This is a genomic window from Actinomadura napierensis (assembly GCF_039529375.1).
GTDB classification, from domain to species: domain Bacteria; phylum Actinomycetota; class Actinomycetes; order Streptosporangiales; family Streptosporangiaceae; genus Spirillospora; species Spirillospora napierensis.
The window spans coordinates 91,991-117,955 of sequence record NZ_BAAAMR010000002.1 but is presented as its reverse complement, the minus strand read 5'-3'; the positions used below and the strand labels follow the sequence as shown (position 1 = coordinate 117,955).

The window sequence follows — 25,965 nt, the reverse complement described above, 5'->3', positions numbered from 1 at the left end:
TCCCTCATCCTCACACGGTCAGCAGGATCTTGCCGACGTGTCCGCTCTGCTCCATCAGCCGGTGCGCCTGCGCGGCGTCCGCGATCGGGACGCGCCGGTCGACGACCGGGCGGACGTCCCCCGACTCCAGCAGCGGCCAGACGTGCTCGCGGACGGCCGCCACGATCTCCGCCTTCTCCTCCAACGGACGGGACCGCAGCGCCGTTGCGTGCACGAGCGCCCTTTTGCGCAGCAGCGCGTTGATGTCGAGCTCCGCCTTGGTGCCGCCCTGCAGCCCGATGATCATCAGCCGTCCGCCGGTGGCGAGGGCCCGCACGTTCCGCTCGAGGTACTTGGCGCCGATCAGGTCGAGGATGACGTCGTACGGGCCGCTGTCGACGAAGTCGTCCTCGCGGTAGTTGATCACGATGTCGGCGCCCAGCTCCCGGCACCGGGCGGCCTTCTCCCCGCCGCCGACGGTGCACGCCACCGTCGCGCCGCTCGCCTTGGCCAGCTGGATCGCGAGCGTCCCGATGCCGCTGCCGCCGCCGTGCACGAGGAACGTCTCGCCGGCGCTCAGCCCGGCGAGCGCGAAGACGTTCGACCACACGGTGCACGCGACCTCGGGCAGCCCGGCCGCGTCCACCAGGTCGACGCCGCGCGGGACCGGCAGCACCTGCGAGGCGGGCACCGCGACCCGCTCGGCGTAGCCGCCGCCGGCCAGCAGCGCGCACACCTCATCACCCACGGTGAAGCCCGTCACACCGTCGCCGAGCGCGGCGATCCGCCCCGACACCTCCAGCCCCGGATACGGCGACGCGCCGTCGGGCGGGTCGTAGAAGCCCATCCGCTGCATGACGTCGGCGCGGTTCACCGCGCTCGCCGCCACCTCGACCAGCACCTCGCCCGGTTGCGGCTCCGGATCGGGCACCCGCGTCCACTCCAGGACGTCGGCGTCCCCCGGCTCGCGAATCACGATCGCATGCATACCGGTCACGCTACCGGGCGCCGGACGGACCCCGCCGACGGCCGGCCGGACCGCTCCGCCGGGGCAATGTGGATCTACTGAGGTGATGCGTGGTATTGACGCGCGGGTATCCTGCGTGGGGGCCGATTTGCCCTCCTGCTCCGTAATGATCATCAGAGGTGTGCCCGAGGGGAGAAACGGTGGCGAGGAACGAGCACGACGGGCGTTCCCTGGAGGAGCGGCTGGCCTCTCTTGACGCGATGAGCGGCGAGACGACGGGGCCGTCCGCCGCCGTCCCGCCGGCCGCCACCGAGGGCGGGCAGCCGCCCGGGCAGACGCCCCCGGCGCAGCCCGAGCAGCCCGAGCAGCAGGTGCAGGGCCAGGCGGCGGGCCCGGAGGCCGCGCCGGCCGAGCAGGGGCCGCAGGGGCCACAGCCCGAGCAGCCCGCGCACGACCCGAACGCCAACCCGTGGCTGGCCGCGCCGCCGCCGATCCCGGGCGCGGAGAACTTCGCCCCCGAGTCGTTCGGCCCCGAGGGGTTCGGCCCGCCGCCGCCCGCCCCCGGGCCGGGGCAGAACCTTCCGCCCTACGACGGCGGCCCCATGCCGCAGCCGTTCGAGGGCGGCATGCTGCCGCCCCCGTACGCCGCCGCGTACCAGCCGTTCGACCAGCAGCAGCCCTGGGAGACCGGGCCGGCGCCGCAGCAGCCGTACGACGCGGGCAACGGGCAGGGGCAGGGCGCGCCGCCGCTCGACCAGCTGCCGCCGTACGTTCCCGACCAGCCGTTCCCGCCGCACGACCCCAACGCTCCGCAGCCGCCCTACCCTGTCGAGCAGGGCGGCGCCCAGCCCTTCCCCCAGGACCCGAACGCGGGCCAGCCCTTTCCGGGCGACCCCAACGGCGCCCAGCAGTTCCAGCACGACCCCAACGCCCAGCAGTACCCGCAGGACCCGAACGCGCAGCAGTTCCAGCACGACCCCAACGCGCAGCAGTTCCAGCACGATCCGAACGCGCAGCCGTTCCCGCAGGACCCGAACGCGAACGGACGGCCGTACTCGGTCGACCCGACCACCGGGCAGCCCTACCCGCAGAACCAGGGCGGCCAGCCGTACCCGGTAGACCCCAACACCGGCCAGCCCTACCCCGTCGACCCGACCACGGGCCAGCCGTACATGGTCGACCCGAACACCGGCCAGGCCTACCCGATCGACCCCACCACGGGGCGGCCGTACGGTGTCGACCCCAACACCGGGCAGCCGTACGCGCAGATGCCGCCCCACGGCGAGGTCGGACCGCCCCAGCAGGGCTACGCCCACCCGCAGCAGGGTCCCGGCCAGCCCGGGCCGTACCAGCAGGTTCCTCCCGGCCAGCAGCAGTACCCGGGGCAGCCGCAGCAGCCCGACCCGAAGAGCTCCGAGAGCCTCAGCTCCGAGAACCTGCTCGGCGAGCGCCGCATCGCGCCGTCGTCGGGCTGGCGGCGCGCCGTCTACAAGGCCACCGGCGGCAGCCTCCACCCGGGCGAGTCGCAGGGCGAACTGCGCCGCAAGGACCTGATCGGGCGGACCCGCACCCCCGTCACGAACGGGCACCACCGCGTCGCGGTGATGTCGCTGAAGGGCGGCGTCGGCAAGACCACCACCACGACCGGGCTCGGCTCGATGCTCGGGTCGCTGCGCGGCGACCGGGTGATCGCGGTGGACGCCAACCCCGACCGCGGCACGCTGTCCGACAAGGTCCGGCTGGAGACCGCCGCGACCGTCCGCGACCTGCTCAACAGCCGCGACAAGATCCACCGCTACGCCGACGTCCGCGCGTTCACCTCGCAGAACCCCGCGCGGCTGGAGGTCCTCGCCTCCGACCGCGACCCGGCGGTCAGCGAGGCGTTCAGCGCCGAGGACTACGCCGCCGTCGCCGTCGTCCTGGAGCAGTACTACTCGATCTGCATCACCGACTGCGGGACGGGCCTGCTGCACTCGGCGATGGCCGGCGTGCTGAGCCTCGCCGACCAGCTCGTCCTGGTCAGCTCCCCGTCGGTGGACGGCGCCCGCTCGGCCAGCGCGACCCTCGACTGGCTGGAGGCGCACGACCACGGCCACCTCGTCCGCAACGGCGTCGTGGTGCTGTCGATGGTCCGCAACCGCACCCGCAGCCAGGTCGACCTGGACAAGCTGCAGGCGCACTTCGAGAGCCGCTGCCGCGCCGTCGTCCGCATCCCCTACGACGACCACCTGGAGGAGGGCGCCGAGGTCGAGCTGGAGCAGCTCGCCCAGACGACCCGCGAGGCCTACCTCAACCTCGCGGCCATCGTCGGCGACGGCTTCGCCTACCCGCGCCCCGACCGTCCCGACCCCTCCGCCTGACCCGGCCCGCGCACCGCCGCCGCTAAAGTCGCGTCCCGTGGAGCGCGACGAGCAGGGCATCTACGTGGGCAAGGCCGCCGCGGACGCGGCCGGCGACCGGGGCTGGCTGCTGGGCCACTTCAAGCCGTCCGGCGACCTGCGGCACAGCGACGAGGTCGAGGTCAAATGGGGCGTCCACCCCAAAGACGAGCGGCGCGCGCGCTGGACCAGCGGAGAGAAGCGCACCGCGCTGCTGGTGCTGATCAGCGGCCGTTTCCGGCTGGAGTTCCCTGGACGCGACGTCCTGCTGACCGAACCCGGCGACTACGTCGTGTGGGGACGCGGCGTCGACCACTCGTGGCACGCCGAGGAGGAGTCCGTGGTGATGACGGTCCGCTGGCCGTCCATCCCGGGATATGCGGTCGAGGGCGCGTAGGAGGACCGCTATCGTGGGCCGTGGCCACCGGGCGTGGCCGAGGAGAGTTCGCATAGTGGACTAGTGCAGGCGCCTTGAAAGCGCCCAGGGCTGGGGACAGTCCTCGTGGGTTCGAATCCCACACTCTCCGCTCGGGCGGGGTCCGTGGAAAGCGCCCTAAACGGGCGGAATGCATCCGTTACTCTCTTCGGCATGTCACAGACACCGAATGATCCGGCAGGCACCACCCACCAGTTCCAGAACTTCGCCAACCGGGCGCCGGCCGACAAGGCCGGCCCGAACATGGCCCTCATCGTCGGCCTCGCCGTCGTCGCGGTCCTCGTCGTGGTCGGCGTCATCGCGCTCATGATGGTCTGACCCCGGGCAGCCGCCCGCGCGGACGCGACGGCGCGTCCATCCCCCGTGCGCGGGCCCGACCGGCACCACGCCCCCTCCCTCCGCGTCCCTCAGGGGCGGCGCGGGCCGGGTCAGCGGCCGTTGCTGCTGAAGTGCTGGTAGTCGCGGGCGCCGCTCCACTCGCCGCCCCAGCCCCAGCCGATCGAGGCGAACGCCTTCACCACCCTGTCGCCGGCGTGGATGACGCCGGGCGCCTTGCTCTTGCGGTTCGCGAACTTCTTGCAGTCCTTGTGGGCGACGTGCCCGTCGGCGTAGACGTACGGGTTCTCGCACGTGTTGAGGTCGACGGCGAGGCCGAAGGCGTGCTGGGAGAACGAGCTGGACCCGGTGGCGTTGCGGCAGTTGAACGCGGAGGTGTTGCCGGCCTCGATCGAGTCGAAGTCGCTGCCCTTGTACTTGTCGACCGGCTCCATGCGCCGGATCGGGTAGCGCATGCCGTAGAGCTTGCGGAACACCTTGACGAGGTCGTCGGCCGCCTTGGCGTTGACGACGAGCTGCCCGTTGTCGTGCGGCTTGTCGTCCATGCCCCAGTAGGTCATGTCGATCCTCCGGAGGCCGGACGGCGCCACCGGGCAGCCCTTGTGCCAGGAGTACTTCAGATCTCCGGCGGTGACCTTCTCGACCTTCGCCTGGAACTTCTGGTTCGTCGGCTTCGCGGACGGCGCGGCCGAGGCGGTCCCGGTCCCGGACGCGGTCGGCGGCGTGGCGGGCGACGCCGTCCCGGACTTGCCGCCGTCGTCGGATCCGTTGCCGCATCCGGTCGCGGCGGTCGACACGGCGATGAACACGGCGGCGAACGCCGCACTGCGGAGTGGCCCTCTGGCTGGCATCTTTGCAGGATGGCACGTCGCATGGCCTTCGCGTTGGACCTCGGATTCGCTACGGTGCGTTTGACGGCGTGTCCGCCGGAAAGGGGCCGGGGCGGACGGGCCGCGAACGTCGCCTATCTCGCCGGGCATGTCGCCCCGGCATCCGCCGGCCCTCAGGGAGCCGGGATGGCGGATCCGCAGGAGAGGGACGTTCCGAGCCTCGAGGACGAGATCTTCGCCGTGGCGCAGAGCGTCCAGGAGGAGCCGGAGCCGGCGCATCCGCGGCTGCGGCTGCGCTCGGAGCGGGCACTGGGCATCGCCGAGCGCACCCGGTCGCTGAACGGCCGGGAGGTCGGCGCGATCGCGGCGGGGTTCGGCCTGTTCGTGTTCATCGACTTCGTGATGATGTACGCGCCGCTGATGATGAGCCGGCGGCCGAGCCTGCTGCCGCAGTTCGTCACGCTGCTGGTGCTGGCGTTCGGGCTGGGCGGCCTGCTGATGTGGAAGGTCGGCGGCCGGTGGCGGTCGTTCGGCGCGGGGATGATGCTGGCGTGGGTGTTCCTCACCCTGGTGTCGGTCGGCTTCCTGACCGGCGTGTCGGTCACCCTCTAGACGCCGGTCAGGTGGCGTCGAGCCGTTTGAGGACGGCGCTGAAGGCGCGTCCGACGGCCTCCAGGTCCTCGGGCTCGATCACGTCGATCAGGTACTCGCGGACGACCTCGACGTGGTCGCGGGCGGCACGTTCCAGCGTCGCGAAGCCGTCGTCGGTCAGCTGCGCGTAGACGCCGCGCTTGTCGGTGCCGCAGTTGTCCCGCTTGACCAGGCCCTTGGACTCCAGCCGGGAGCAGGTGTGCGACAGCCGGCTGCGCGACTGGCTGGCGTTCTCGGCGAGCTCGGCCATCCGCAGCCGATGCCCGGGCGCCTCCGAGAGCCGGACCAGGATCTCGTACTCCGACACCGAGAGCCCGTGCCGGGTCTTCAGGTCGCGGTCCATCATCTCGGTGAGCCGGACGCTGCCGTCCACGTACGCCCGCCAGTCGCGCTGCTGGGCGGCATCGAGCCAGCGTGGTTCGCTCATGCGGATCAGTATAGTGAGGGAATAGTTGAAGCATCAACTAACTTGAAGAGGAGGCAACGCCCGCCCCTGCCGCGGACGGGCCCCGACCGACGGAGGACCCCATGCCAGCCGTGATGGCCGACCCGCTGACCCTGCCCCGGCTGCCGCTGCTGCCGGACGCCGGCACCGACTGGCGCCGCGTCGCGAAGATCGTCACCGCGAAGCGGCACCTGGAGGGCGAGGGCTTCGAGGTCCGGCGCCCGTTCCCGGGCATCGACCTGTCGCTCGCCGACCCGTTCCTGCTCCTCGACCACATGGGCGCCGTCGAGTACGCCCCGGGCGAGGCGAAGGGCACGCCGTGGCATCCGCACCGTGGCTTCGAGACCGTCACCTACATCATCGACGGCGCGTTCCAGCACCAGGACACCACGGGCGGCGGCGGCCTGATCTCCGACGGCGCCACGCAGTGGATGACGGCCGCGTCCGGCATCCAGCACATCGAGCAGCCGCCGCCGGAGCTGGTCACCAAGGGCGGGCTGTTCCACGGTGTCCAGCTCTGGGTGAACCTGCCGCGCGCGCAGAAGTGGGTGGAGCCCCGCTACCAGGACATCGAGGCCCGCGACGTGAAGCTGCTCGCCGCCGACGACGGCTCCTCGCTCGTCCGGGTGATCGCCGGCTCCCTCGCTGGGCACGACGGCCCCGGCGTGACGTACACACCGATCAACTACCTGCACGCCACCGTCGCGCCGGGCGCGCGGCTGACGCTGCCGTGGCCGCGCGATTTCAACGCGATGGTCTACGTCCTGTCCGGACGCGGCACCGTGGGCGTCGAGGAGATCGGCCTGGACGAGGGGCAGCTCGCGGTCTTCGCGGGCTCGCACCACCACGGTGAGCAGGACGGCCTGGTCGTCCGCGCCGCCGACAACCAGCCGCTCGCCAGCGCGAACGGCTGGGAGGTCCTGATCCTCGGCGGCCTGCCGATCCGCGAGCCCGTCGCCCGCTACGGCCCGTTCGTCATGAACACGCGCGACGAGATCGTCCAGGCCTTCGAGGACTTCCAGGCCGGCCGCATGGGCACCGTCCCCGTCCCGCACCTGTCCGCGGCCGACGAGCCCCTGTCCTGACGAAAGGAGCGATGGTGCGGGGCCGGGGGTAACCCCGCACCATCACCCCGGTCTAGAAGGCGAACACCCTGCGGAACCACCCACCCCGTTGCGGACGCCGACGTCGCGACTCGACCCGGCCCACATGTCGACAAGGCGCCACATCGGCACGCCGAACCGGCGCAGAGGACGGCGGACGCCGCCCCGCACCGATCTGGTGCAGCATCTGCGCGAGCGCCACAGGGCTCGTCGCCTCAATGAGCCGGTCACGCCCAGCCTGATCACGCGCGAAGGCCCACCACCGGCCCGTGAACTCGCCCCACCAGGCCGACACCCCGGGAAACCTGCGCGCCAGCTCCACCGCCACCCGCTCGGGGTCGAGCTCGACCGCCGCCCACGGCGCCGTCACCGTCCCGCTCCCGCCAGGTAGCCGCGAATGAAGACGGCCGCGTCGGTAATGCGGTCGGCACGCGCGATCGGCTCGCCCCACGACGTCCAGAACCACGCGTCCCCGAAGTCCTCGGGCCGCGCACGGCACGTGATCAGATCGGACGCGTGCCGTGCCTCGGCACAGCAGCCCGGAACGTCCGGATTCACGACCCGAAGCCCGCGCGAGGTCAGCTCCACCGTGAGCCGGTGCGCCGACAGATGTGCCGCAAGCGCCGCGAGCGGGTCGCCAGAGATCGTACGATTCTCCACAGCCAGGACTGCCTTCCTGGTCAGGCCCCGACGCAGCGCTGTAATCGCCGCGCCGGGGCCGCCTGATGTCATCGGCAAGGCGGACACCCGGCCGCCATAGGGGCGGCGCGCCTGATGACCTACCGCGACGCGCCGCCCCGGCTCTATGGGCCGCCGCCCTCCTGCCTGCAGCGGACGACCGCTCGTTCGACGATGCCGCCGAGATGGGCGGTCCTCCGCTGGATCAGGCATCGTCGCTCCAAGCGAACTCGGCCCACATGGTCTGTCCTCGCTCGTCGGCGTTGTGGCCGACCTTGTCGGCGAAGGCGTCGACGAGGAGCAGGCCGCGCCCGTGGTCGCCGCTGCATTCGGTGACCGCGGGGCGGGACCATGCCCCGTTGCCGGAGTCGGAGACGGCGACGCGCGCCCAGCCCGGGCGGACGGTCACCGCGACGGTGACGACGCCGCCGGGTGCACCGCTCGGCGTATGCCGCAGCGAGTTGGCGGCCAGCTCGGCGATGACGCTCTCGGCTTCCTCCACGCGCGGGGTGTCGATCAGCAACCCTCGGACGAAGGCGCGTATCGCCGGAACCATGCAGGGGAGACCGGGGTAGTCCTGGGTCCACTCCATGGGTTGCCTCCGCCGTGCGATCTTGTACGCTGGCCGCCAAGCTGTGCGCACAGCTTGCATGCGGTGCGCACAGCTTGTCAAGCTGTTCCCTGAACATCACCCGCCCCCGGCCACCCGGAGCAACCGTGACGCAGCCCGCATACCAGCGCATAGCGGATGACCTGCGGGAACAGATCATGGACGGGGTGCTGGCGCCGGGCGACAAGATCCCCTCACGCCCGCAGCTTCGCGAGCGGTACGGCGTCTCGGACGCGGTCGCGCTCCAGGCCGTCCGGCTGCTCACCTCCGAGGGCCACCTGGAAGCGCGCTCCGGGTCCGGGACGTACGTGCGCCGCCGGCCGGAGCTGAAGCGGATGTCGCGCTACTGGTACAAGGAAGGCCGGACGACCAGCCCGTTCCGCGAGGAGATGGCCCGGCAGGGCCGGACCGGCGACTGGCGTGTCTCCTCCTCGACCGAGGAGGCGACCGAGGCGGTCGCGGCGCGTCTCGGCATCGCGGCGGGCGACGGCGTCATGTGCAGCCGGTACACCTACCTCGCCGACGGGCGGCCCGTCATGGCGTCGGTCTCCTGGGAGCCGCTCGCGATCACCCGGGGCACGCCGGTCATGTTCCCGGAGGAAGGGCCGTATGCGGGTGCCGGGGTCGTCGCGCGGATGCGGGCGATCGAGCAGCGGATCGAGACGGCGGAGGAGATCGTCACCGCTCGGCCGATCCTCGCCGCCGAGGCCGAGCAACTCGGCGAGCCGGTCGGCGCGACCGTCATGGTGATCCGCCGGACGTACCGCACCGCCGATCGTCCGGTGGAGACGGCCGACATCGTCATCCCCACCGACCGGTACGAGCTGGGCTACCTCGTCCCCGTCGAGTAGGTCCCACGCGGCGCTCCGGGCACGTCACACGAAGTCGGACGAGACCAGCGCACCGTCGACCCACACCCGGACGGCCTGCGGTCTGACACCGGCGAGCAGCAGCTTCCGCCTCTTCTCGATCACCACGGAATGCCGTTCCTCCACGCCGACCTCGAAGGTCCAGTGTTCGGCGAGGCTCAGCGAGAACAGGCGGAGCTCCTGCGTGACGGGAATGCCGTCGACGGTGATGACCAGCTGCCCCGACCACTTGTCGAACGAGAAGGCCACCCGGTGGGTCTCCGCCCGGCCGACGTCGAACCACAAGGTGGTCGTGTGCCTGCCGCCCACAATCCCTCCGCTCCCTCGCCGACCGGCGCACCCGCCGTCCCGGACATTCGACGCAGAGCACCGTCCCACGGACGCACTCGCCTGCACGCGCGCTCCCTTCCAAAGGCGGCCGGCACACCGATCGCCCGGCAAACCAGCGCGCAACCGGTGGTGAGGGCTGTTCGTTGGTGGAGCGTGGCACTCATTGCCTTCATGGCGATTCCCGGGCCGGTCATCGCGCTGGTCGTGTGGCGTCCGCCCGGGGCTGCCTGATTGGTCCCGGAAAAAATCATCGGCGGGGGTGTCGATTTCGGGGGTGGGGGTGCGTCATTACCGCGCAACCATCCGATGCATGAGGAGTGCGTGGTGAAGTACCTGCTGCTGATCAACACGTGGTCGCCCGAGGCGGCCGAGGAGCCGCCGGCCGGGGAGCCGAGCGTGGAGGAGTTCATGGCGTACGACAAGGCCGTCACCGACGCCGGGGTCAAGCTCGACGGCAACGCGCTCGACCTCGCCACCGCGACGACCGTGCACGTGCGGGCGGACGGGGCGCGCGTCGTGACGGACGGGCCGTTCGCCGAGACCCGGGAGATCGTCGGCGGCTACTACCTGATCGACGTCCCCGACCTGGACGCGGCGCTGGATTGGGCGGTCCGGTGTCCTGGGGCGCGGTACGGCACCGTCCAGGTCCGCACCGTGTGGGAGCCGGACGGGTCGTGAGCGGGCGGCGGGCGGCCCGCTCCGTGGAGGCGGTGTTCCGCGAGGACCGGGGCCGGCTGCTCGCCCTGCTCGCCGCCCGGTTCGGAGATCTCGATTTGGCCGAGGAGGTCGTCTCCGACGCGATGGAGGCCGCGCTGGAGCGGTGGCCGGCCGACGGGGTGCCGGACAAGCCGCTGGCGTGGCTGCTGACGGTGGCCCGCCGCAAGGCGCTCGACCGGATCCGCCGCGACCGGGCGCACGCGGCGCGGCTGGCGGCGCTGCGGGTGGAGAGCGATCGGGCCGCCGCGGCGCCTGCGGAGCCCGGCTTCGACGACATTCCGGACGAGCGGCTGCGGCTGTTCTTCACCTGCTGCCATCCCGCGCTGCCGGAGGAGGCGCGGACCGCGCTGATGCTGCGGTTCCTCGCTGGCCTGACGACGCCGGAGGTGGCCCGCGCCTTCCTGGTGGCGACGGCGACGATGGCGCAGCGGATCGTCCGCGCGAAACGCAAGATCCGTGACGCGCGCATCCCGTTCCGCGTGCCGGGGCCGGACGAGCTGCCGGAGCGGCTGCCCGCCGTGCTCCGTGCCGTCTACCTCGTCTTCACCGAGGGCTATGCCGCCAGTTCCGGCGACGACCTGCTGCGGCCCGGCCTGGCCGACGAGGCCGTCCGGCTCGCCCGGATCCTGCACGGCCTGCTGCCCGGGGAGCGGGAGGTCACGGGGCTGCTCGCGGTGCTCCTCCTCACCGACGCGCGGCGCGCGGCCCGGGTCGACGCGGCGGGGAATCAGGTGCTTCTGGAGGACCAGGACCGCGGGTTGTGGGACGCCGACCTTATTGCCGAGGGGCGTCAACTCGTCGTTTCGGCGTTGACGGGCCCCGGCGTCGGCCCTTACGCCGTGCAGGCGGCTATCGCGGCGCTGCACGACGAGGCGGCCGACTTCGACGGCACCGACTGGCCGCAGATCGTCGGGCTCTACGACGTGCTGTTGCGGATCGAGCCGTCCCCGCTCGTCGCGCTGAACCGGGCGGTGGCCGTCGCCATGCGCGACGGACCCGAGGTGGGCCTCGCCCTGCTGGACGACCTGTCCGGCGCCGCGGAACTGCGCCGCTACCACCTGTTCCACGCGGCGCGCGCCGACCTGCTGAGGCGCATCGGCCGGATCGCCGAGTCGGCCGGCGCCTACCGGGCCGCGGTGGCCCTCGCCGGCAACGAACCGGAGCGCGCCACGTTCCAGCGCAAGCTCACCGCCCTCACCGGCCGCTGACCCGTCTGCGATGATCACTGGTCGTGGCGGACGACGAGGTGGTGGCCGAGCGCCACGCGAGCTGGCTGGAGCTCTTCTTCGACCTGGTCGTCGTGGCCGCGGTGGCGCAGCTCGCCCATCGCGTGCACGACGCGCCGTCGGCCGCGGGCATCGGCGCGTTCGTCCTGCTCTATTACGCGGTCTGGAGCGTGTGGACGTCCTTCACCCTGTACGCGAACGTGGCCGGGCGGTGGACTCGGCAGCGGGCGATGCTGATCGCGATGTTCGGCATCGCCGTCATGGCCGCCGCGATCCCGACCACGGTGCCCGACGTTCTCCATGAGGCGCCGGAGGTCGATCACAGCAGGACGTTCGTCATCGCCTACATCGTCTGCCGGATGCTGGCGTCCAGCACATGGCAGCGGACGGGCAAGATCCTCACGTCCTGGCCGGCCGCGCAGGCGGGCGCGGGGCTGCTCCCGTGGTTCGCGTCCATCTGGGTGCACGCTCCGGCGCGCTACTGGCTGTGGGCCGGGGCTGCGGCCCTCGACATCGCCTTCTCGGTCCTGCAGTCCCGGGTGCCCGACCGCTTGCTGGAGCATGCGACCCGGCAGACCGAGCAGCGCCGCCGGCGGCGTGGCGGTGAGCAGCTGCCGGTGCCCACCCGCGCCGTCCTTGACCTCTCTCACCTGGGCGAACGGCTGGGGTTGTTCGTCATCATCGTGCTGGGCGAGGCCGTCCTCCAGCTGGTCGACGCGGCCGGGAACCCGCTGGCCCACTGGGACGGCCGCCTCGGCGTCGCCGCGCTCTCCGGCTTCGCGCTCCTGGTCGGCCTCTGGTGGCTGACCCTGCAGAACGGCGTGAACGGCGTCCCCTACTTCGAGGCCGAAGGCCCCACCCCTACCGCCACGCTTCCGGGACATTTCGCCGCGACGGTCAGCATCACGTCGGTCGCGGCGGGCCTCGGCGCCGTGGCCGCCCACGCGGGCGGCCACGTCCCGGACGGCACCCGCTGGCTCCTGTGCGGCGGCCTGGCCTTGTACTTCCTGGCCACCACGGTCCTGGGCGCCCTGGCTCGGCTGCCTCGGCGATGGCTCCTCGGCTGGGCCGTTCCGTGCGTGGCGGCCCCCGTCCTGCTGGCCGCCCTCGGCGCCGATCTTCCGGCGTGGGCGCTGGCTCTCATCCTGGCCGCCGTCGTGGCCTGGCAGGTCGCCTATCCACGCGTGACGCGCCAGGTCGTGTCATGACGCGTCGCAGAGGGCCGTCTGGACGGCGGTCTCCATGTCGGCGTCCTGCGCGTCCGAGCCGCCCGGGTCGAGGTTGACCATGACGGTCGCCTGCCTGCCGTCGGCCGTCGCGCCGGTCACCGTCTCGAATCCGAGCATGTCGCCGGTGTGGCCCCAGTAGATGCCGCCGCAGGGCAGCGGCCTGCTCTCCAGGCCGAGACCGTAGGCGCGGCCGTCCGCGTTGCCGGTCGAGCGGGTCCTCATCATCTCCCTCAGCTGGGCGGGGGGCAGCAGCCTGCCGCCGAGCAGGGCCTGCATGAACCGGCCGAGGTCGGTGCCGTTGGAGACCATTCCGCCGCCCGGGCCCGCGACCGACGGGTTGATCTCGGTGACGTCCATGAGCGGCGCGTCGTCGCCCGGCCGCACGTACCCGCGCGGATGCGGACCGGGGATCGTCGGGGAGTCACCCGGCACGGACGTCGCGCCCAGGCCGAGCGGTTCGATGATGCGCCGGCCGATCTCGTCGCCGTACGGGTGGCCGGTCACGCTCTCGATGAGCAGGCCCGCGACCAGGTAGTTCGTGTTGGAGTACTTCCATTTCCTGCCGGGCTTGAAGACCCGGTGGTGGGTGAGCGCGATGTCCACCATCTCGCGGAGGTCGTGGTGGGCGAGCGGGTCCTTGAGGATGTCCTGCGGAGTGACGTAATCGAGGTAATCGGGCAGGCCGCTGGTGTGCTGGAGCAGCTGCCGGACGGTGATCCGCCGCCCGTCGTTGCCGTGCCGGCGGATGACGCCGGGCAGGTAGCGCTCGACGGGCGCGTCCAGGGCGACGCGATGCTCGGCCACCAGCTGGAGCACGGTGGTCGCCACGAAGATCTTGGTCACGCTGCCGATCCGGAAACTGCTGTCGCGGGGGACGGGCGTGCCGTTCCGCACGTCCCCGACACCGCTGGTCAGCACGGTGCGGCGGCCGTGCCGGTCCCGGACTTCGAGGAGCGCGCCAGGCGCGCCGTCGTCCGTGGTGAGCCGGTGCAGAATCTCGGACACCCCGGGCTGTTCGGCGGCAACGGCGGGACTCCGGTGCACGCCGGTGCCCGCCAGTGCGCCGACCGCCAGGCCCATGGCGAGTGCGCCGCCCAGGACACGCCTGTTCCGGATCATGTGTGCTCTCCTCTTCGGTCGCGAGAGCCATCACGCTAGGAATCGCGGTGCCGGACGCGCCTCACCCCCGAGAGCCAACGTCCGCCTGCCGCCCGAGGCCGAGACGCGCTCAGTCGGTGTCGTAGACGGTGACCGCGACGCCGCGATCGGCGAGTTCGGCGGTGACGAGAGGCTCGACGCTGTCCCACCGGCCGTGCGGTGCGGGATCGTCGGCGGGAGTTGGCGGGTTCTGGTGACGGGGGGCGGGGCATGCGCTAGTGTGTTCGAATGAGTCGAACAGCAGTTCGACTTGTTCGGACCCGCTCGCCGGGAGGCGACATGGTGGCGACTGCGGCCCCACCTCTCAATGGCACCGCGCACGTCAACGGCACCGCGCACGCTCGCGCACGGCACGCGGACGCGCCCGCGCGGCACGGGCGGCGGCACGAATCCGCGACACGCCGCAGCGGTTTCTACCCAAATCTACGGCCGCAGCTATATCGCCTCATAGAGTCCGAGAGCGTGGACCCCGTGCGCAATCCCTATGCCCCTGGCGCCGGGCAGCGCCCTCCCGAGCTGGCCGGCCGCGACCGTGAGCTGAGGCAGTTCGAGGTCGTGCTCGAACGGGTGGCCCGGGGCCGGCCCGAGCGCAGCATGATCATCACCGGGTTGCGCGGCGTCGGCAAGACGGTACTGCTCAACGCGTTCCGGTCGATGGCCATCCAGAAGCTGTGGGGCACGGGCAAGATCGAGGCGCGGCCCGACCAGTCGATCCGGCGGCCCGTCGCGTCCGCGCTGCACATGGCGGTGCGGGAGCTGGCGCCCCGGCACCGCGCGCCCGACCGGATCGAGGCGTTCCTCGGCGTGCTGAAGGCGTTCGCGCAGGCCGGCCCGGAGCCGTCCGGCACCCGGGCGAAGGCGCGGGCGCACCGCTGGCAGCCGGGCATCGACGTGCCCGCCTCGCGGGGACGCGCCGACTCCGGCGACCTGGAGATCGACCTCACCGAGCTGTTCGTGGACGCCGCGTCCGTCGCCACCGACGTCGGCGCCGGCATCGCGCTGTTCGTGGACGAGATGCAGGACGTCCCCGCCGACGACGTGTCCGCGCTGTGCGCCGCGTGCCACGAGCTGTCCCAGATCGGCGGCCCGCTGATCGTCGTGGGCGCCGGGCTGCCGCACCTGCCGGCGGTGCTGTCGGCCAGCAAGTCCTACTCCGAGCGGCTGTTCCGCTACGCGCGCATCGACCGGCTCGACCGCGAGTCCGCAGATGTCGCGCTGCTCGCCCCGGCCGAGCGGGAGGAGGTCACCTTCACCGACGACGCCCTCGACGCGCTGTACGGCGCGGCCGACGGCTACCCGTACTTCGTGCAGGCGTACGCGAAGGTCGTCTGGGACGTCGCGCCCGACACCCCGATCACCGCCGAGGACATCCGGGTCGCCGCGCCGGAGGCGGAGAGCGAGCTCGCGGTGGGCTTCTTCGGCAGCCGCTACGAGCGCGCGACGCCGGCGGAGCGCGACTACATGCGGGCGATGGCGATGCTCGGCGACGACCCGGTGCCGACGGCGGCGGTCGCCGACGAGCTGGGCCGCAAGCCGTCCAGCCTGTCGCCCGCCCGCGACGGCCTGATCAAGAAGGGCCTGATCTACAGCGCGGAACGCGGCATGGTCGCGTTCACCGTCCCGCACTTCGGCAAGTTCCTCCGCTCCCAGCCCGCCTGACGGATCGATCTATCGGGGCTTCTAGCGTTGTCGCTAGAGGGCCTTATAGAGCTGCATCGAACCGTGCTGTCCGATGTCTATTCGGCTTCCTAGCGCCAGAGCTAGAGAGCCGTAGATTCTGCTCGCATGCCTTCCAAGGTTTCTCTAAGGCTTTCTATGGTCAACCCTAGAGAGATCTATAGCAGCACAGAGGGTGTTGTCCGGCATGACGGTTGTTACGCGTAGTTATCTGGGTATGGCCCCCGATGCGCCGGACCGGGCGTGAAGTTCCGATGTCGGGGGGATCAGGATGAACGAGCAGGATCGCTACCGGGGCCAGGACCCGGACGACCTGTACTCGTCCCGCGAGGAGGACGAGTACGCGACCGGTGACGAGATGTCCTCGTCCATGGGGTCGTCGCAGTCCGGGGGGACCGACGAGCCGGAGATGCGGCAGGAGCAGGGCGGCCAGGGGTACGGCCAGGGCCCGCAGGGCTACCAGGACGAGCCGGGCTTCGAAGGCGGCGGCGGCCAGGGACACGGGCAGGACCACGACGACCACTCGTCCGACATGGGCGGGATGCAGGGCCGGGACGCGCCGAGCCGCCGCAGGAGCCAGGACGACGACGACCTTTACGGCGACCAGTTGGACGACATGCACCGCGACGAAGAGACCGACGAGAACTTCTAGAGCGGCCGTAGCGTCCGGTGATGTGAGGGCCGCGCCCGGTGCGGGTGCGGCCTTCCGCTATGCGTCGCCCTGCGCCTTGAAGACCGGGCGGGTGGAGGGGTCGGGCGTGTGCGGCGGGAACCGGGTCAGCAGGTCGAGCGCCTCGTCGATCGCGCGGACGAGTTGCGTGTCGGTGCCGTTCGCGTGGTCCTGTGGCGTTATGTCGACTTCTATGTCGGGGTCGGTGCCGTAGTTCTCGACCCGCCAGCCCACGTCGTCGAAGGTGAAGGAGAACTCCGGCTGCGTGGTGACGGTGCCGTCGGCGAGGCGGTGCCGGGGCCGGATGCCGACGACGCCGCCCCACGTCCGGCGGCCGATCAGCGGGCCGAGGCCGAGCAGCTTGAACGCGTGGCTGAAGATGTCGCCGTCCGAGCCGGTCCGCTCGTTGGTGATCGCGACCAGCGGGCCGCGCGGCGACTCGCGCGGGTACGGCATCGGGACGCCCCAGCGCGGGAAGTTGTAACCGATCCGGCGCCGCGCGAGCTTCTGCAAAAGCAGGCCCGACACGTTGCCGCCGCCGTTGAAGCGGACGTCCACGATCAGCGCCTCGCGGTCGTACTCGGCGAGGAAGCCGCGATGGAACTCGGCGAACCCGTCCGGACCCATGTCGGGGACGTGCAGGTAGCCGGCGCGCCCGCCGGTCCGTTCGTGCACGAGCGCGCGGTTGGCGGTCACCCAGTCGCGGTAGCGGCCGGGGCGCTCGTCGGCGAGGGTCCTGACGGCGACGGTGAACGGGTCGGCGTCGCCGCGCCGGATCGTCAGCAGCACCTCCTCGCCGGCGAGGTTGACGAGCCGCTCGCCGGGGACGACGCCGCCCGGCGCGACGGGCTCGCCGTTGATCGCGACGACGGCGTCGCCCGGCCGCACGTCCAGGCCCGGACGGTTCAGCGGTGAGGTGGCGGCGGGGTCCCACGGGTCGCCCTCGATGATGTGCGCGATCACGAACCGGCCGTCCCGGACGGCCCAGTCGATGCCGAGGAAGCCCTGGTCGTAGACGGGCCGGCTGCGGTACTCGCCGCCGATCTCGTAGGCGTGGGAGGTGCCGAGCTCGCCCTGCATCTCCCAGAGCAGGTCGGAGAACTCCCCACGAGTTGTCACTTTGTCGACAAGTGGGAGGTAGCGGCGGTAGACGGCGTCCCAGTCGATGCCCGCCATGTCCTCGTCCCAGAAGTGCTCGCGCTGCAGCACCCAGGTCTCGCGGAGCATCTGCCGCCATTCGGTCGCCGGGCTCACCGACACCTTGACCCGGTCCAGGTCGATCCAGCCGCTGCGGCGGCCCGGCCGGTCGTCGGGCGGCTGCTCGCGCCCCGCCGTGACCAGCCGCAGCCGGGACCGCGACCGGTACAGCAGGGTGGCGCCGTCGCGGGCCAGCCAGAAGTCGCCGACGTCGCGCAGCCGGGTCCGCGCCTGCCGCGTCGCGAGGTCGAACGCGTCGACGCGGCCGAGCGCCGGATCGTCGCCGCGCGCGCCCTTCACCGGGAACACGGAGTACAGCACCTGGCCCTTGGTCCCGACGATGCGCCCGTACCGGCCTTCCGCGACCGGGAACGCGACGACCCGGCGCTCGATCCCGTCGAAGTCGATCGCGAGCCGCGCCGTGGCGGCCACGCTCGCGCCGAGCCCCGGGCCGGTGACGTCCCGCGCGTCCGAGCCCTCCGCGAGGCTCGCCTCGCCCGGCGCGTTCGCGCCGGTCACCGGGCGCGGCGTCGCCATGAACGGCGACGGCACGTCCTTCCGCAGCGTGACCGCGTACGGGCGGGCGCCCAGCGGGAAGCCCCGGTCGAACTGGAGCGTGTCGGCGACCGGGTCGAACACGCGCTGGCCGATGAAGTACAGGTAGCGGCCGGCGGGGTCCCAGGCGGGGGCGCGGTCGTGCAGGACGGGCCGGGTGACCGGCGCGACCAGGCCCGTCTCGGCGTTGCACACCTTGATCGCGGTGGTCTGCGCGCCGGTCGGGCAGGCGTAGGCGAGCCATTCGCCGCCGGGCGACCAGGCCAGGCCGGTGATCGCGCCGTACGGGCTGACGTCCAGCGGCACCGGCTCCAGCGGGCCGCCGCCGGTGGGTTCCAGCAGGTAGAGCTCGTTGCGGTGGTTGGTGAACGCGAACCGGTCTGCGGACGGCGACGGCGCCAGCTCCAGGACCCGGCCGACGTCCCCGGACGTCTCGGCGTGCGCCGCGTCGCGGGCGCCGGACGCGGTCAGCACGACGATGCGCTCCCGGCCGTCCTCGCCGGACGCCGCCGCGATCAGCCGCCGGTCGTCGTTGAACCAGGTCAGCAGCCGGTACCGGACGCCGTCCTGCCGCCCGTGCTGGCGGACCGGCCCCTCCCAGGCGGCGAACGAGTACGCCTTGCCGCGCGTGGTGATCGCCAGCCCGTCGCCCGCCGAGTTCACCGTCACCGTGTCGAGGTACTCGGCGGCGGGCACGAACCGCCGGTTCCGCTGGGTGCGGGAGCTGCCGAGACGCACATCCATCCGGCGAGAACCGCTGTCCGGGTCGAGGACGTACAGGTCGGCGGCGGCGTGGTAGATCAGCCGGCGGCCGTCGTCGGCGAGGTTGCGCGCGTAGTAGTCGTCATGGTCGGTGTGACGTCGCAGGTCGGAGCCGTCGGGCAGGCAGGAGTAGACGTTGCCGACGCCCTCGTGGTCGGACAGGAAGTAGATCCGGCCGCCGAGCCGGCAGGGCGCGGCGAGGTTGCCGTCCAGCTCGATCAGCCGCCGGAAATCACCGGAGTCGTCGGGGTCGATCCACAGGTCACCGGCCGTCCCGCCCCGGTACCGCTTCCACCTGGCCGGGTCGGCGGTGTTGCGGCCGATGACGATCGCGCCGTCCGGCCCGTACGTCACGCTGCTCGCCGGCCCGTACGGAAGCTCCTCCGGTATGCCGCGACCGCCGGGATCGATCCGGTACAGCCACTGGTAGCCTCGGAACGGGCGCCGGACGTCGCTGGCGTAGACGATCCGGCCGTCCGGATCCCAGCCAGTGATCGTGCAGGACGTCCCGTGGAACGTCAGCCGCCGTGCCGCCCCGCCCGCCGCCGGCATGACGTACACCTCGGCGGGGCCCTCCTCGCGGCCGACGAACGCCAGCAGCCGCCCGTCCGGCGACAGCCGGGGATAGGCGGCCGCAGCGACCCCGGCGGTCAACCGGTACGCCCGGCCGCCGGACGCGGGCACCGTCCACAGGTCGTCCTCGCACACGAAGACGACGTCGTCGCCGCAGATCGACGGGAACCGCAGGTAGCCGCCGCCGTTTCCCCCCACGCGCGGTCAGTGCCCGCTCCGCCCGCGAGGAATCTCTAGCGGTTTCTTGGACGCGTCCAAGAAACCGCTAGACGGGGCTCGCGACGCGCGCCGGCACGAGCGCCGCCCGGACGGCCCGGTTCCGCTCCGCCGTGGACACCGCGAACACGATCTCCATGTCGTGCCCGTCCACCCGCGCCGGGTAGACCACGAACCGCCAGCAGCCCTCCCGCCACACGTCCAGCGGCACCGCGCTGGCGACGGCGTTCTCGTGCTCGACCCACGCGGGGCTGTCGTAGAGCGCCGCGTACGTCTCCGGCATCGGGCTCCGGCGCCGCTCGCACGGCGTCTCCGGACGGCCCAGCCCGCGCGTGTGCGACCCCCGGCCCAGCAGCTCCGAAAGCTCGGGGGAGAGCGCCGCGAACAGCGCCAGCTCCAGGACCAGCACCGGCGCGACCTGCGTCCGGACGTCCCGCAGCACGTCCAGGCCCGCCATCGGCGCGCCGAGCGAGGCGATGCCCGCGCCGGTGAACAGCAGCGCGCGCAGGACGCTGCGGCGGCCGACCCGCTTGGCGCTGAGGCCGCCGAAGCAGCCGCACCCCGCGTCCGGCCGCCGCACCCGCAGCTCCCCCACCACCCAGGTCGCGGCCGCGAACGCCAGCGTCGTGGCCAGCCGCACCGAGAACTGCGAGGTCACCAGCAGCGCCAGCCCGAGCACGCCCTCCCCGAGCCCGAGCCCGACGTTCATCCCGCGGCTGCGGCGCAGCGCCGTCAGCCCAGCGAGCCCGGCCGGGACGGGGACGCCGTGCACGTGGTCGGGCGCGTCCGCCACCCGTTCGCGGATCGTCAGCTTCGCCAGGCACGCCGCCAGCAGCACCATGGCCAGCAGCAGCACCTGCGTGTTCTGGAACGTCACCATGTCGCCGCCTCCTCCGCCGGACCGCCGAACCGGACGGCCGGGACGTCCGGCCGCGCGAGCACGTTGAAGCACCCGGCCTCCAGATCGCCGCCGAGCCCCACGAACGTCTCGGGCGTCAGCTCGACGATCCGGCCGCGCGGCGACGCCCCGCACTCCACGCACCGGTCGCAGAACCGCGCTGCCGCGCAGCCGCACTGCACGACCGGCACCCGCCCCGCGCGCCCGCTGCACTCGTTGTGAACCGTGATCTCGCCGCCGATCGACAGGTACGGGAACGGGACGCAGCCGGACGGGGCGTCCGCGCACCCGCCGGCGTCCCCCTCCGGGTCGACCGCCGGGTACGCCGCGCCGCGCGGCGCCGGGGCGTGACCGAACCAGGTCGCCGTCCCGCGCAGCACCGCCGGCGCGGGCGCCGCGGCCTCCGGACCGGCCAGGTCCTCGACCCGGTACCCGGGCTGCGACGTGCCCGGACGCACCGCCTGCGGCCCGCCGGGGGAGCGCACGCAGATCACGTCGACGAGGTAGCCGGGCTCCAGCCGGGGGTGCCGGACGAGCACCTGCTGGAGGGCGTGCGGGGGGATCGCCACATGGGCGCGCCCGCGATGGGGGCCCATGTCCACCTCCCAGGCGTCCCGCCCGCACGCCAGCATGGTGCCGGCGACCCGCTCGATGTCGACCCATATCCGGTCGATCCCGGGTCCGCCGGCCTTCGGCCGGACGATCGCCTCCCGTCCCGGCCGCAGCGCGGCGAGGCCCCCGCGCCCGCCGTGCCAGACCGTGGTGTCGCCGGACATCGCCAGCCGCAGCTCGGTGCCGTCCGCGTCCAGCACCAGCAGGTGCGGGCTCGCGTCGAGGATCGTCCCGGACAGCGCGCCGAGCGGGCGTCCGGCGTTCTCCGGGAGGCCGGCGTCCGGCTCGGGGGACGCCCCGAGCACGGCCTCGCGGAGACGGCGGCGCCTGGCTCCACGGCGGTGGGGTAGCGGCATGGCGGCACTCCGGCTCGATCTTCACTGGGGGTGACGTCTGTTAGGACGGCGAGTCAAGAGTCACGCGCGGTGCACGCTCTGTCGACGGATTTGTCGCGATAAGTCGATCGCCGGGGGAGGATCAATCGACCTTGGTTGAGGATTATTAACTGGTTGACCCGGATATGTGCTTTAAGTAGGCCCGGAATTACGATCAACCTGAGATCGTCAACTGTACCGGGAGTCCGGCGCGGCCAAGATCACATTCGGGGTCCACCCGCCGCCGGGCGCCTCCGCGACCCTGGCTCGGGGGTGAGGTGAACAGCACGCGGCACGAGGAGTTCCGCGCGTACGTGGCGGACCGCGGCCCCACCCTGCTGCGCGCCGCGATGCGCCTGACCAGCGATCGCGCCGAGGCCGAGGACCTGCTCCAGGCCGCGCTCGCCAAGACCTACCTCGCCTGGGACCGCATCCACGACCGCTCCGCCGTCGACGGCTACGTCCGGCGCGCGATGGCCAACACGCAGATCTCCTGGTGGCGCCGCCGAAAGCTGGATATTTACCCCACGGATCAGGTTCCCGACCGTCCGGTGGACGATCACACCCGGCGCGCCGAAATGCGCGACGCCCTCGGCCGCGCGCTCGGCCGGCTTCCCGAACGCCAGCGCCTCGCCGTCATGCTCCGCTATTACGAGGACATGTCCGAAGCGGAGATCGCCAATGTGCTCGGCGTGAGCGTCGGCACTGTCAAGAGCACCGTCTCCCGCGCCATGGCCCGCCTGCGCGACGACGACGCCCTCGGCGACGACTTCCCGGGCATCCCTCCCCAGCGGGAGTGATCAGGCTCTGGGCAAACACTCCCGGTTGGGCTAGAACGGAATTCCGCTGCCGAGCCGGAGGTGTGCCGTGTGGAGCACCATGCAGGACTTCCCGCTGACCATCACCACGATCATGCGGTACGGCGCGCAGGTGTGCGGGTCCGCGCAGATCGCCACCTGGACCGGGGACGGCGCGCGGCGCCGGACCTACGCCGAGGTCGGTGAGCGCGCCGCGCGGCTCGCCGGGGCGCTGCGCGCGCTCGGCGTGGACGGCGACCAGCGCGTCGCCACGTTCATGTGGAACAACACCGAGCATCTGGAGGCCTACCTCGCGGTCCCGTCGATGGGGGCCGTCCTGCACACGCTGAACCTGCGGCTCTTCCCCGACCAGCTGGTGTACATCGCGAATCACGCCGAGGACCACGTCGTCATCGTGGACGGGTCGCTGATCCCCCTGCTCGCGCCGGTGCTGCCGCAGCTGAAGACCGTCCGGCACGTCGTCGTGGTCGGCGAGGGCGAGACCACGCCGCTGGAGGGCGCGGGCAAGGAGCTGCACTCCTACGAGGAGCTGCTGGCCGCCGCGCCGCCGGAGTTCGCCTGGCCGGAGATCGACGAACGGTCCGCCGCCGCCATGTGCTACACCAGCGGCACCACGGGCAACCCGAAGGGCGTCGTCTACTCGCACCGGTCCGCGTACCTGCACTCGGTGTCGGTGTGCACCGGCAACGCGCTCGGGATGAGCGGCGCCGACGTCGTGCTGCCGGTCGTCCCGATGTTCCACGCGAACGCGTGGGGGCTGCCGTACGCGGCGGTGCTCGCGGGCGCGGCGCTGGTCATGCCGGACCGGTTCCTGCAGGCTGAGCCGCTCGTTCGGCTGATCGAGTCGGAGCGTCCCACGATCGCGGGCGCCGTCCCCACGATCTGGGCGGACGTCCTGCGGTACACGCGCGAGCACGGCTCCGACCTGAGCTCGCTGCGGCTCGTCCCGTGCGGCGGGTCGGCGGTGCCGGAGTCGCTGATGCGCGGGTTCGACGAGATCGGCGTCCGGATCGTGCAGGCGTGGGGGATGACCGAGACCTCGCCGGTCGCGACGATGGCGCACCCGCCCGTGGGCGCGGACGGGGAGCGGGCCTGGCAGGCGCGGGCCAGCCAGGGACGGGTGCTCGCCGGCCTGGAGATCCGCGTGGTCGGCGACGGCGACGTGGTGCTCCCGAACGACGGGGAGGCCGTCGGCGAGGTGGAGGTCCGCGGGCCGTGGATCACCGGCGCCTACTACCGCGACGAGGACCCGGGCCGGTTCCACGACGGCTGGCTGCGCACCGGCGACGTCGGCAACCTCTCCCCCGACGGCTACATGATCCTTACCGACCGGGCGAAGGACGTCATCAAGTCCGGCGGCGAGTGGATCTCCTCCGTCGAGCTGGAGAACCACCTGATGGCGCACCCCGACGTGATCGAGGCGGCCGTCGTCGGGGTCCCGGACGACCGCTGGCAGGAGCGGCCGCTCGCCTCCGTTGTCGTCCGCGACGGCGCGTCGGTCACGGCGGCGCAGCTCCGGGAGTTCCTCACCGACCGGGTGCCGAAATGGCAGCTCCCCGAGCGCTGGACGTTCATCGCGGAGGTCCCGAAGACCAGCGTCGGAAAATTCGACAAGAAGGTGCTGCGCCGCCGCTACGCCGACGGCGGCCTGCAGGTCGAACGCGCCGACTGAGCGGGCGGCGCTGCGTCCCCGGCGAGCGGGGGGACGGCCTCCGCCTGACGCGATTCTGACGCTCGGTCATGAACCAAGTGATCACGGAGAGGGGCGGGTGCTTCACTGTCCGATAACCCGAATCGGCGATTTCGGGGGATCGAGTGGTGTCGAACCGGTGAAGGGGTGTATGCAAGGTGGGCTGATTGTCCGGACGGCCCCTTTGGGGGCGGACTCCCATGCCGGTCCCGGGAGCGTGAATGCCCAGGTTGTCCCCCTCCGAAGACACGGCGGACCGGAAACTGGTCCAGGGTCTGAACGAAGGCGACGAAGCCGCCCTGGCCACGCTCTATGACGAATACGGCGAGCGCCTTTACGACTACGCGCTGTCGACGACCGGGGACGAGAAGATCGCCGCCGGCATCGTCCACGACACCTTCATCGACGCCTGCCGCCGCGCCCCCCGGATGCGCGACCATCTGCACCTGAGTTCCTGGCTGTACGGCGCCGCCCGCCGCCGCTGCGTCCGCCGCGGCCGGCTCAAGGAACTGCACTGGGACCGGGACGCCGAGTTCTCCGACACCCCGTTCGTGGAGCGTGCCCCGTCCCCGGAGCACGCCGCCGTCACCTCCGGCTGGCCGCCCTCCGCCGAACTCCACGACCTGCTGCGCGCCGCACTCGCCGCCCTCGACCCGGACGACCAGGAGGTCGTCCTGCTGGCGTTCCGGCACGAGCTGCGGCCCGCCCGGCTCGGCGCCGCGCTCGGGCTGTCCGGCCGCCGCGCCGCCGGGCGGGTCCGCCGGGGCGGCGAGATCATGGAGGCCGCGCTCGCCGCCGAGGTCGTCCGGGCGGCGCTCGCCTGCGTTGCGTCCGCCGCGTCTGCCGAGCCTGCCGATCAGCCGGACGAAGAAGAGGAGTCCGCGCAGGAGAGCCGATCCACCGCCGTCGCGGTCCTGGCCGCCCGGGCCCCGGAGCCGAAGCAGCCCCCCGCCTCGGGTGATGCGGACGCCGAGGACGAGCCGGACGCCGAAGAGGCGCCGCCGGCCGGCGCCCCGCCCGTTCGGCGCGGGCCGCTGTCCGTCGCGCTGTGGCGGACGCTCCACCGCGGAGGCGAGGGCATGGCGGCGGACGCCGCGGCCGACCCGTCCGTCGCCGAGCACATCGAGAGCTGCCCGGACTGCCAGAGCCGCGGCCGGGTCCGCGCGGCGCCGCTGCTGCGCCGGGCGCCCGCCCCCGTCCTGCCCGCGGCGCTGCGCCACCGCGTCATGCACACCGCGACGGACCCGGAACTCGCCGGCTACCGCGCGGACATCGCCGCGCGCGGCGGCCCGCTGACCCCGGAGGGCCTGCCGAGCCAGCCGGACGTGCCGTCGCCCTTCACCCGCCGCTGGCTGTTCACCGGCGGCGGGATGGCGGGCGCGCTGGTCGCGGCGATCGTGGCGGTACTGGTCATGGGCCCGGGGGGCGGCGGCGCGCTGTCCTGGCCGCCGTTCCACAACCAGCCGTCGATCAAGCATGAGGGAGGGCGCGACGGCGGCGGCAAGGAGCACGGCGACCACCGGCCGGGCGGGCCGGCGGGCGGGCCCGGCATGCCGCCCGGGTCGACCGGGGCGACGCCGTCCATGCGGCCGCAGACCGACGACAAGAGGCCGTCGCCGACGCCGTCCGGGACCGTCCCGCCGTCGTCCGCGCCGCCGGCCCCCAAGCCGCCCGCCGGGCCCGGCGACCTCGTGGTGAACCCCGGGACGGTCGAGATGTACGGGACCAAGACCGCGCGGGTCAGCCTGTCCGCGCGCAACGGCCCGGTGACCTGGACGGCGATGGCCTCGACCGGCGAGCTGATCCTGTCGCAGATGCAGGGCGGGGTGGCCAAGGGCGGCACGTCGCAGGTCACGATCACGCTGCGGACCGCGCTCATCGGGCTGCCCGGCCAGGGCACCCTCACCTTCACCGACTCCGAGGGCGCGGCCCATCAGGTGACCGTCAAGTGGGGCGCGTCGCTGCTCTGACCTGCGGACGC

The 25,965-nt window shown here is 72.6% G+C and carries 24 protein-coding genes and 1 tRNA gene; 15 read left to right on the top strand and 10 right to left on the bottom strand.

Translation table 11 applies throughout. From position 1 onward, the window contains the following. Window positions 1-10 precede the first annotated feature (10 nt). On the bottom strand, window positions 11-967 hold the full coding sequence (locus ABD296_RS02055) for an NAD(P)H-quinone oxidoreductase (RefSeq protein WP_344260714.1): 957 nt from the start codon (window positions 965-967) through the stop codon (window positions 11-13). A 179-nt stretch (window positions 968-1,146) separates the two neighbouring features. On the opposite strand from ABD296_RS02055, the gene ABD296_RS02050 reads away from it, so the two are divergent. The 4 genes from ABD296_RS02050 (at window position 1,147) to ABD296_RS02035 (ending at window position 4,078) form a co-directional block, all read left to right on the top strand. Then, window positions 1,147-3,306: a MinD/ParA family ATP-binding protein gene (locus ABD296_RS02050; protein ID WP_344260712.1), complete on the top strand. Its 2,160-nt coding sequence runs from the start codon at window positions 1,147-1,149 to the stop codon at window positions 3,304-3,306. Window positions 3,307-3,343: 37 nt separating this feature from the next. Next, window positions 3,344-3,721: a cupin domain-containing protein gene (locus ABD296_RS02045; RefSeq protein WP_344260710.1), complete on the top strand. Its 378-nt coding sequence runs from the start codon at window positions 3,344-3,346 to the stop codon at window positions 3,719-3,721. A gap of 41 nt (window positions 3,722-3,762) precedes the next feature. Continuing rightward, window positions 3,763-3,851, top strand: a tRNA-Ser gene (locus tag ABD296_RS02040). Between the two features lie 62 nt (window positions 3,852-3,913). Next, complete coding sequence (locus ABD296_RS02035; RefSeq protein WP_344260708.1) at window positions 3,914-4,078, top strand: hypothetical protein; 165 nt, start codon at window positions 3,914-3,916, stop codon at window positions 4,076-4,078. A gap of 110 nt (window positions 4,079-4,188) precedes the next feature. Here the strand turns inward: ABD296_RS02035 and ABD296_RS02030 are convergent, their stop codons facing one another. After that, window positions 4,189-4,947, bottom strand: coding sequence for a M15 family metallopeptidase (locus ABD296_RS02030; RefSeq protein ID WP_344260706.1), 759 nt, complete (start codon window positions 4,945-4,947; stop codon window positions 4,189-4,191). Between the two features lie 165 nt (window positions 4,948-5,112). Here ABD296_RS02030 and ABD296_RS02025 point away from each other — a divergent pair, with 165 nt between their 5' ends. Next, on the top strand, window positions 5,113-5,538 hold the full coding sequence (locus ABD296_RS02025; RefSeq protein ID WP_344260704.1) for an MFS transporter: 426 nt from the start codon (window positions 5,113-5,115) through the stop codon (window positions 5,536-5,538). A gap of 7 nt (window positions 5,539-5,545) precedes the next feature. Here the strand turns inward: ABD296_RS02025 and ABD296_RS02020 are convergent, their stop codons facing one another. Next, window positions 5,546-6,004, bottom strand: a complete 459-nt coding sequence (locus tag ABD296_RS02020) for a MarR family winged helix-turn-helix transcriptional regulator (protein ID WP_344260702.1) — start codon at window positions 6,002-6,004, stop codon at window positions 5,546-5,548. Between the two features lie 101 nt (window positions 6,005-6,105). On the opposite strand from ABD296_RS02020, the gene ABD296_RS02015 reads away from it, so the two are divergent. After that, window positions 6,106-7,107, top strand: a complete 1,002-nt coding sequence (locus ABD296_RS02015; protein ID WP_344260700.1) for a pirin family protein — start codon at window positions 6,106-6,108, stop codon at window positions 7,105-7,107. A gap of 384 nt (window positions 7,108-7,491) precedes the next feature. Here ABD296_RS02015 and ABD296_RS02010 read toward each other — a convergent pair whose 3' ends face one another. Both ABD296_RS02010 and ABD296_RS02005 read right to left on the bottom strand, forming a co-directional pair. After that, window positions 7,492-7,872 carry a hypothetical protein gene (locus ABD296_RS02010; protein ID WP_344260698.1) on the bottom strand — a complete coding sequence of 127 codons (381 nt, stop codon included), beginning with the start codon at window positions 7,870-7,872 and terminating at the stop codon, window positions 7,492-7,494. A 136-nt stretch (window positions 7,873-8,008) separates the two neighbouring features. After that, a complete protein-coding gene (locus ABD296_RS02005; RefSeq protein ID WP_344260696.1) occupies window positions 8,009-8,395 on the bottom strand; it encodes an ATP-binding protein in 387 nt (128 codons plus the stop codon). Between the two features lie 125 nt (window positions 8,396-8,520). On the opposite strand from ABD296_RS02005, the gene ABD296_RS02000 reads away from it, so the two are divergent. Next, on the top strand, window positions 8,521-9,264 hold the full coding sequence (locus ABD296_RS02000) for a GntR family transcriptional regulator (RefSeq protein WP_344260694.1): 744 nt from the start codon (window positions 8,521-8,523) through the stop codon (window positions 9,262-9,264). Between the two features lie 24 nt (window positions 9,265-9,288). Here ABD296_RS02000 and ABD296_RS01995 read toward each other — a convergent pair whose 3' ends face one another. Next, window positions 9,289-9,591 (bottom strand): hypothetical protein, encoded by a 303-nt coding sequence (locus tag ABD296_RS01995; protein WP_344260692.1) that lies wholly within the window; start codon window positions 9,589-9,591, stop codon window positions 9,289-9,291. A gap of 345 nt (window positions 9,592-9,936) precedes the next feature. Here ABD296_RS01995 and ABD296_RS01990 point away from each other — a divergent pair, with 345 nt between their 5' ends. From ABD296_RS01990 to ABD296_RS01980, 3 genes are read left to right on the top strand one after another with little or no spacing between them, the layout of a single operon-like run. Continuing rightward, window positions 9,937-10,290 carry a YciI family protein gene (locus ABD296_RS01990; RefSeq protein WP_344260690.1) on the top strand — a complete coding sequence of 118 codons (354 nt, stop codon included), beginning with the start codon at window positions 9,937-9,939 and terminating at the stop codon, window positions 10,288-10,290. After that, window positions 10,287-11,537 (top strand): RNA polymerase sigma factor, encoded by a 1,251-nt coding sequence (locus ABD296_RS01985; RefSeq protein WP_344260688.1) that lies wholly within the window; start codon window positions 10,287-10,289, stop codon window positions 11,535-11,537. The genes ABD296_RS01990 and ABD296_RS01985 overlap by 4 nt, the downstream gene beginning before the upstream one ends. Before the next feature lie 23 nt (window positions 11,538-11,560). Next, window positions 11,561-12,763, top strand: a complete 1,203-nt coding sequence (locus ABD296_RS01980) for a low temperature requirement protein A (RefSeq protein WP_344260686.1) — start codon at window positions 11,561-11,563, stop codon at window positions 12,761-12,763. Here ABD296_RS01980 and ABD296_RS01975 read toward each other — a convergent pair. Further along, window positions 12,758-13,903 (bottom strand): serine hydrolase domain-containing protein, encoded by a 1,146-nt coding sequence (locus ABD296_RS01975; RefSeq protein WP_344260684.1) that lies wholly within the window; start codon window positions 13,901-13,903, stop codon window positions 12,758-12,760. The two genes, ABD296_RS01980 and ABD296_RS01975, sit on opposite strands and share 6 nt — an antisense overlap. Before the next feature lie 510 nt (window positions 13,904-14,413). On the opposite strand from ABD296_RS01975, the gene ABD296_RS01970 reads away from it, so the two are divergent. Then, complete coding sequence (locus ABD296_RS01970) at window positions 14,414-15,601, top strand: ATP-binding protein (RefSeq protein WP_455363850.1); 1,188 nt, start codon at window positions 14,414-14,416, stop codon at window positions 15,599-15,601. A 289-nt stretch (window positions 15,602-15,890) separates the two neighbouring features. After that, entirely contained in the window at window positions 15,891-16,271 is a 381-nt protein-coding gene (locus ABD296_RS01965; RefSeq protein ID WP_344260680.1) for a hypothetical protein, read from the top strand. Between the two features lie 57 nt (window positions 16,272-16,328). On the opposite strand, the gene ABD296_RS01960 is transcribed toward ABD296_RS01965, so the two are convergent. From ABD296_RS01960 to ABD296_RS01950, 3 genes are all read right to left on the bottom strand, one after another. Continuing rightward, window positions 16,329-19,574, bottom strand: a complete 3,246-nt coding sequence (locus ABD296_RS01960) for a S41 family peptidase (RefSeq protein ID WP_344260678.1) — start codon at window positions 19,572-19,574, stop codon at window positions 16,329-16,331. A gap of 67 nt (window positions 19,575-19,641) precedes the next feature. Beyond that, a complete protein-coding gene (locus ABD296_RS01955) occupies window positions 19,642-20,472 on the bottom strand; it encodes a MauE/DoxX family redox-associated membrane protein (RefSeq protein ID WP_344260676.1) in 831 nt (276 codons plus the stop codon). Continuing rightward, a complete protein-coding gene (locus ABD296_RS01950; RefSeq protein ID WP_344260674.1) occupies window positions 20,466-21,458 on the bottom strand; it encodes a hypothetical protein in 993 nt (330 codons plus the stop codon). The genes ABD296_RS01955 and ABD296_RS01950 overlap by 7 nt, the downstream gene beginning before the upstream one ends. A 296-nt stretch (window positions 21,459-21,754) precedes the next feature. Here ABD296_RS01950 and ABD296_RS01945 point away from each other — a divergent pair, with 296 nt between their 5' ends. From ABD296_RS01945 to ABD296_RS01935, 3 genes are all read left to right on the top strand, one after another. After that, window positions 21,755-22,276 (top strand): SigE family RNA polymerase sigma factor, encoded by a 522-nt coding sequence (locus ABD296_RS01945; protein ID WP_344260672.1) that lies wholly within the window; start codon window positions 21,755-21,757, stop codon window positions 22,274-22,276. A 67-nt stretch (window positions 22,277-22,343) separates the two neighbouring features. Beyond that, window positions 22,344-23,966 (top strand): long-chain fatty acid--CoA ligase, encoded by a 1,623-nt coding sequence (locus tag ABD296_RS01940; protein ID WP_344260670.1) that lies wholly within the window; start codon window positions 22,344-22,346, stop codon window positions 23,964-23,966. Window positions 23,967-24,205: 239 nt separating this feature from the next. Next, window positions 24,206-25,954, top strand: a complete 1,749-nt coding sequence (locus tag ABD296_RS01935) for an RNA polymerase sigma factor (RefSeq protein ID WP_344260668.1) — start codon at window positions 24,206-24,208, stop codon at window positions 25,952-25,954. Window positions 25,955-25,965 lie beyond the last annotated feature (11 nt).

Bases quoted from the DNA above. Each gene is read 5' to 3' on its own strand.
- ABD296_RS02055 (WP_344260714.1), bottom strand. From the start codon at position 967: ATGCATGCGATCGTGATTCGCGAGCCGGGGGACGCCGACGTCCTGGAG.
- ABD296_RS02035 (WP_344260708.1), top strand. From the start codon at position 3,914: ATGTCACAGACACCGAATGATCCGGCAGGCACCACCCACCAGTTCCAG.
- ABD296_RS02030 (WP_344260706.1), bottom strand. From the start codon at position 4,947: ATGCCAGCCAGAGGGCCACTCCGCAGTGCGGCGTTCGCCGCCGTGTTC.
- ABD296_RS02025 (WP_344260704.1), top strand. From the start codon at position 5,113: ATGGCGGATCCGCAGGAGAGGGACGTTCCGAGCCTCGAGGACGAGATC.
- ABD296_RS02020 (WP_344260702.1), bottom strand. From the start codon at position 6,004: ATGAGCGAACCACGCTGGCTCGATGCCGCCCAGCAGCGCGACTGGCGG.
- ABD296_RS02015 (WP_344260700.1), top strand. From the start codon at position 6,106: ATGCCAGCCGTGATGGCCGACCCGCTGACCCTGCCCCGGCTGCCGCTG.
- ABD296_RS02005 (WP_344260696.1), bottom strand. From the start codon at position 8,395: ATGGAGTGGACCCAGGACTACCCCGGTCTCCCCTGCATGGTTCCGGCG.
- ABD296_RS01975 (WP_344260684.1), bottom strand. From the start codon at position 13,903: ATGATCCGGAACAGGCGTGTCCTGGGCGGCGCACTCGCCATGGGCCTG.
- ABD296_RS01965 (WP_344260680.1), top strand. From the start codon at position 15,891: ATGAACGAGCAGGATCGCTACCGGGGCCAGGACCCGGACGACCTGTAC.
- ABD296_RS01955 (WP_344260676.1), bottom strand. From the start codon at position 20,472: ATGGTGACGTTCCAGAACACGCAGGTGCTGCTGCTGGCCATGGTGCTG.
- ABD296_RS01950 (WP_344260674.1), bottom strand. From the start codon at position 21,458: ATGCCGCTACCCCACCGCCGTGGAGCCAGGCGCCGCCGTCTCCGCGAG.
- ABD296_RS01935 (WP_344260668.1), top strand. From the start codon at position 24,206: ATGCCCAGGTTGTCCCCCTCCGAAGACACGGCGGACCGGAAACTGGTC.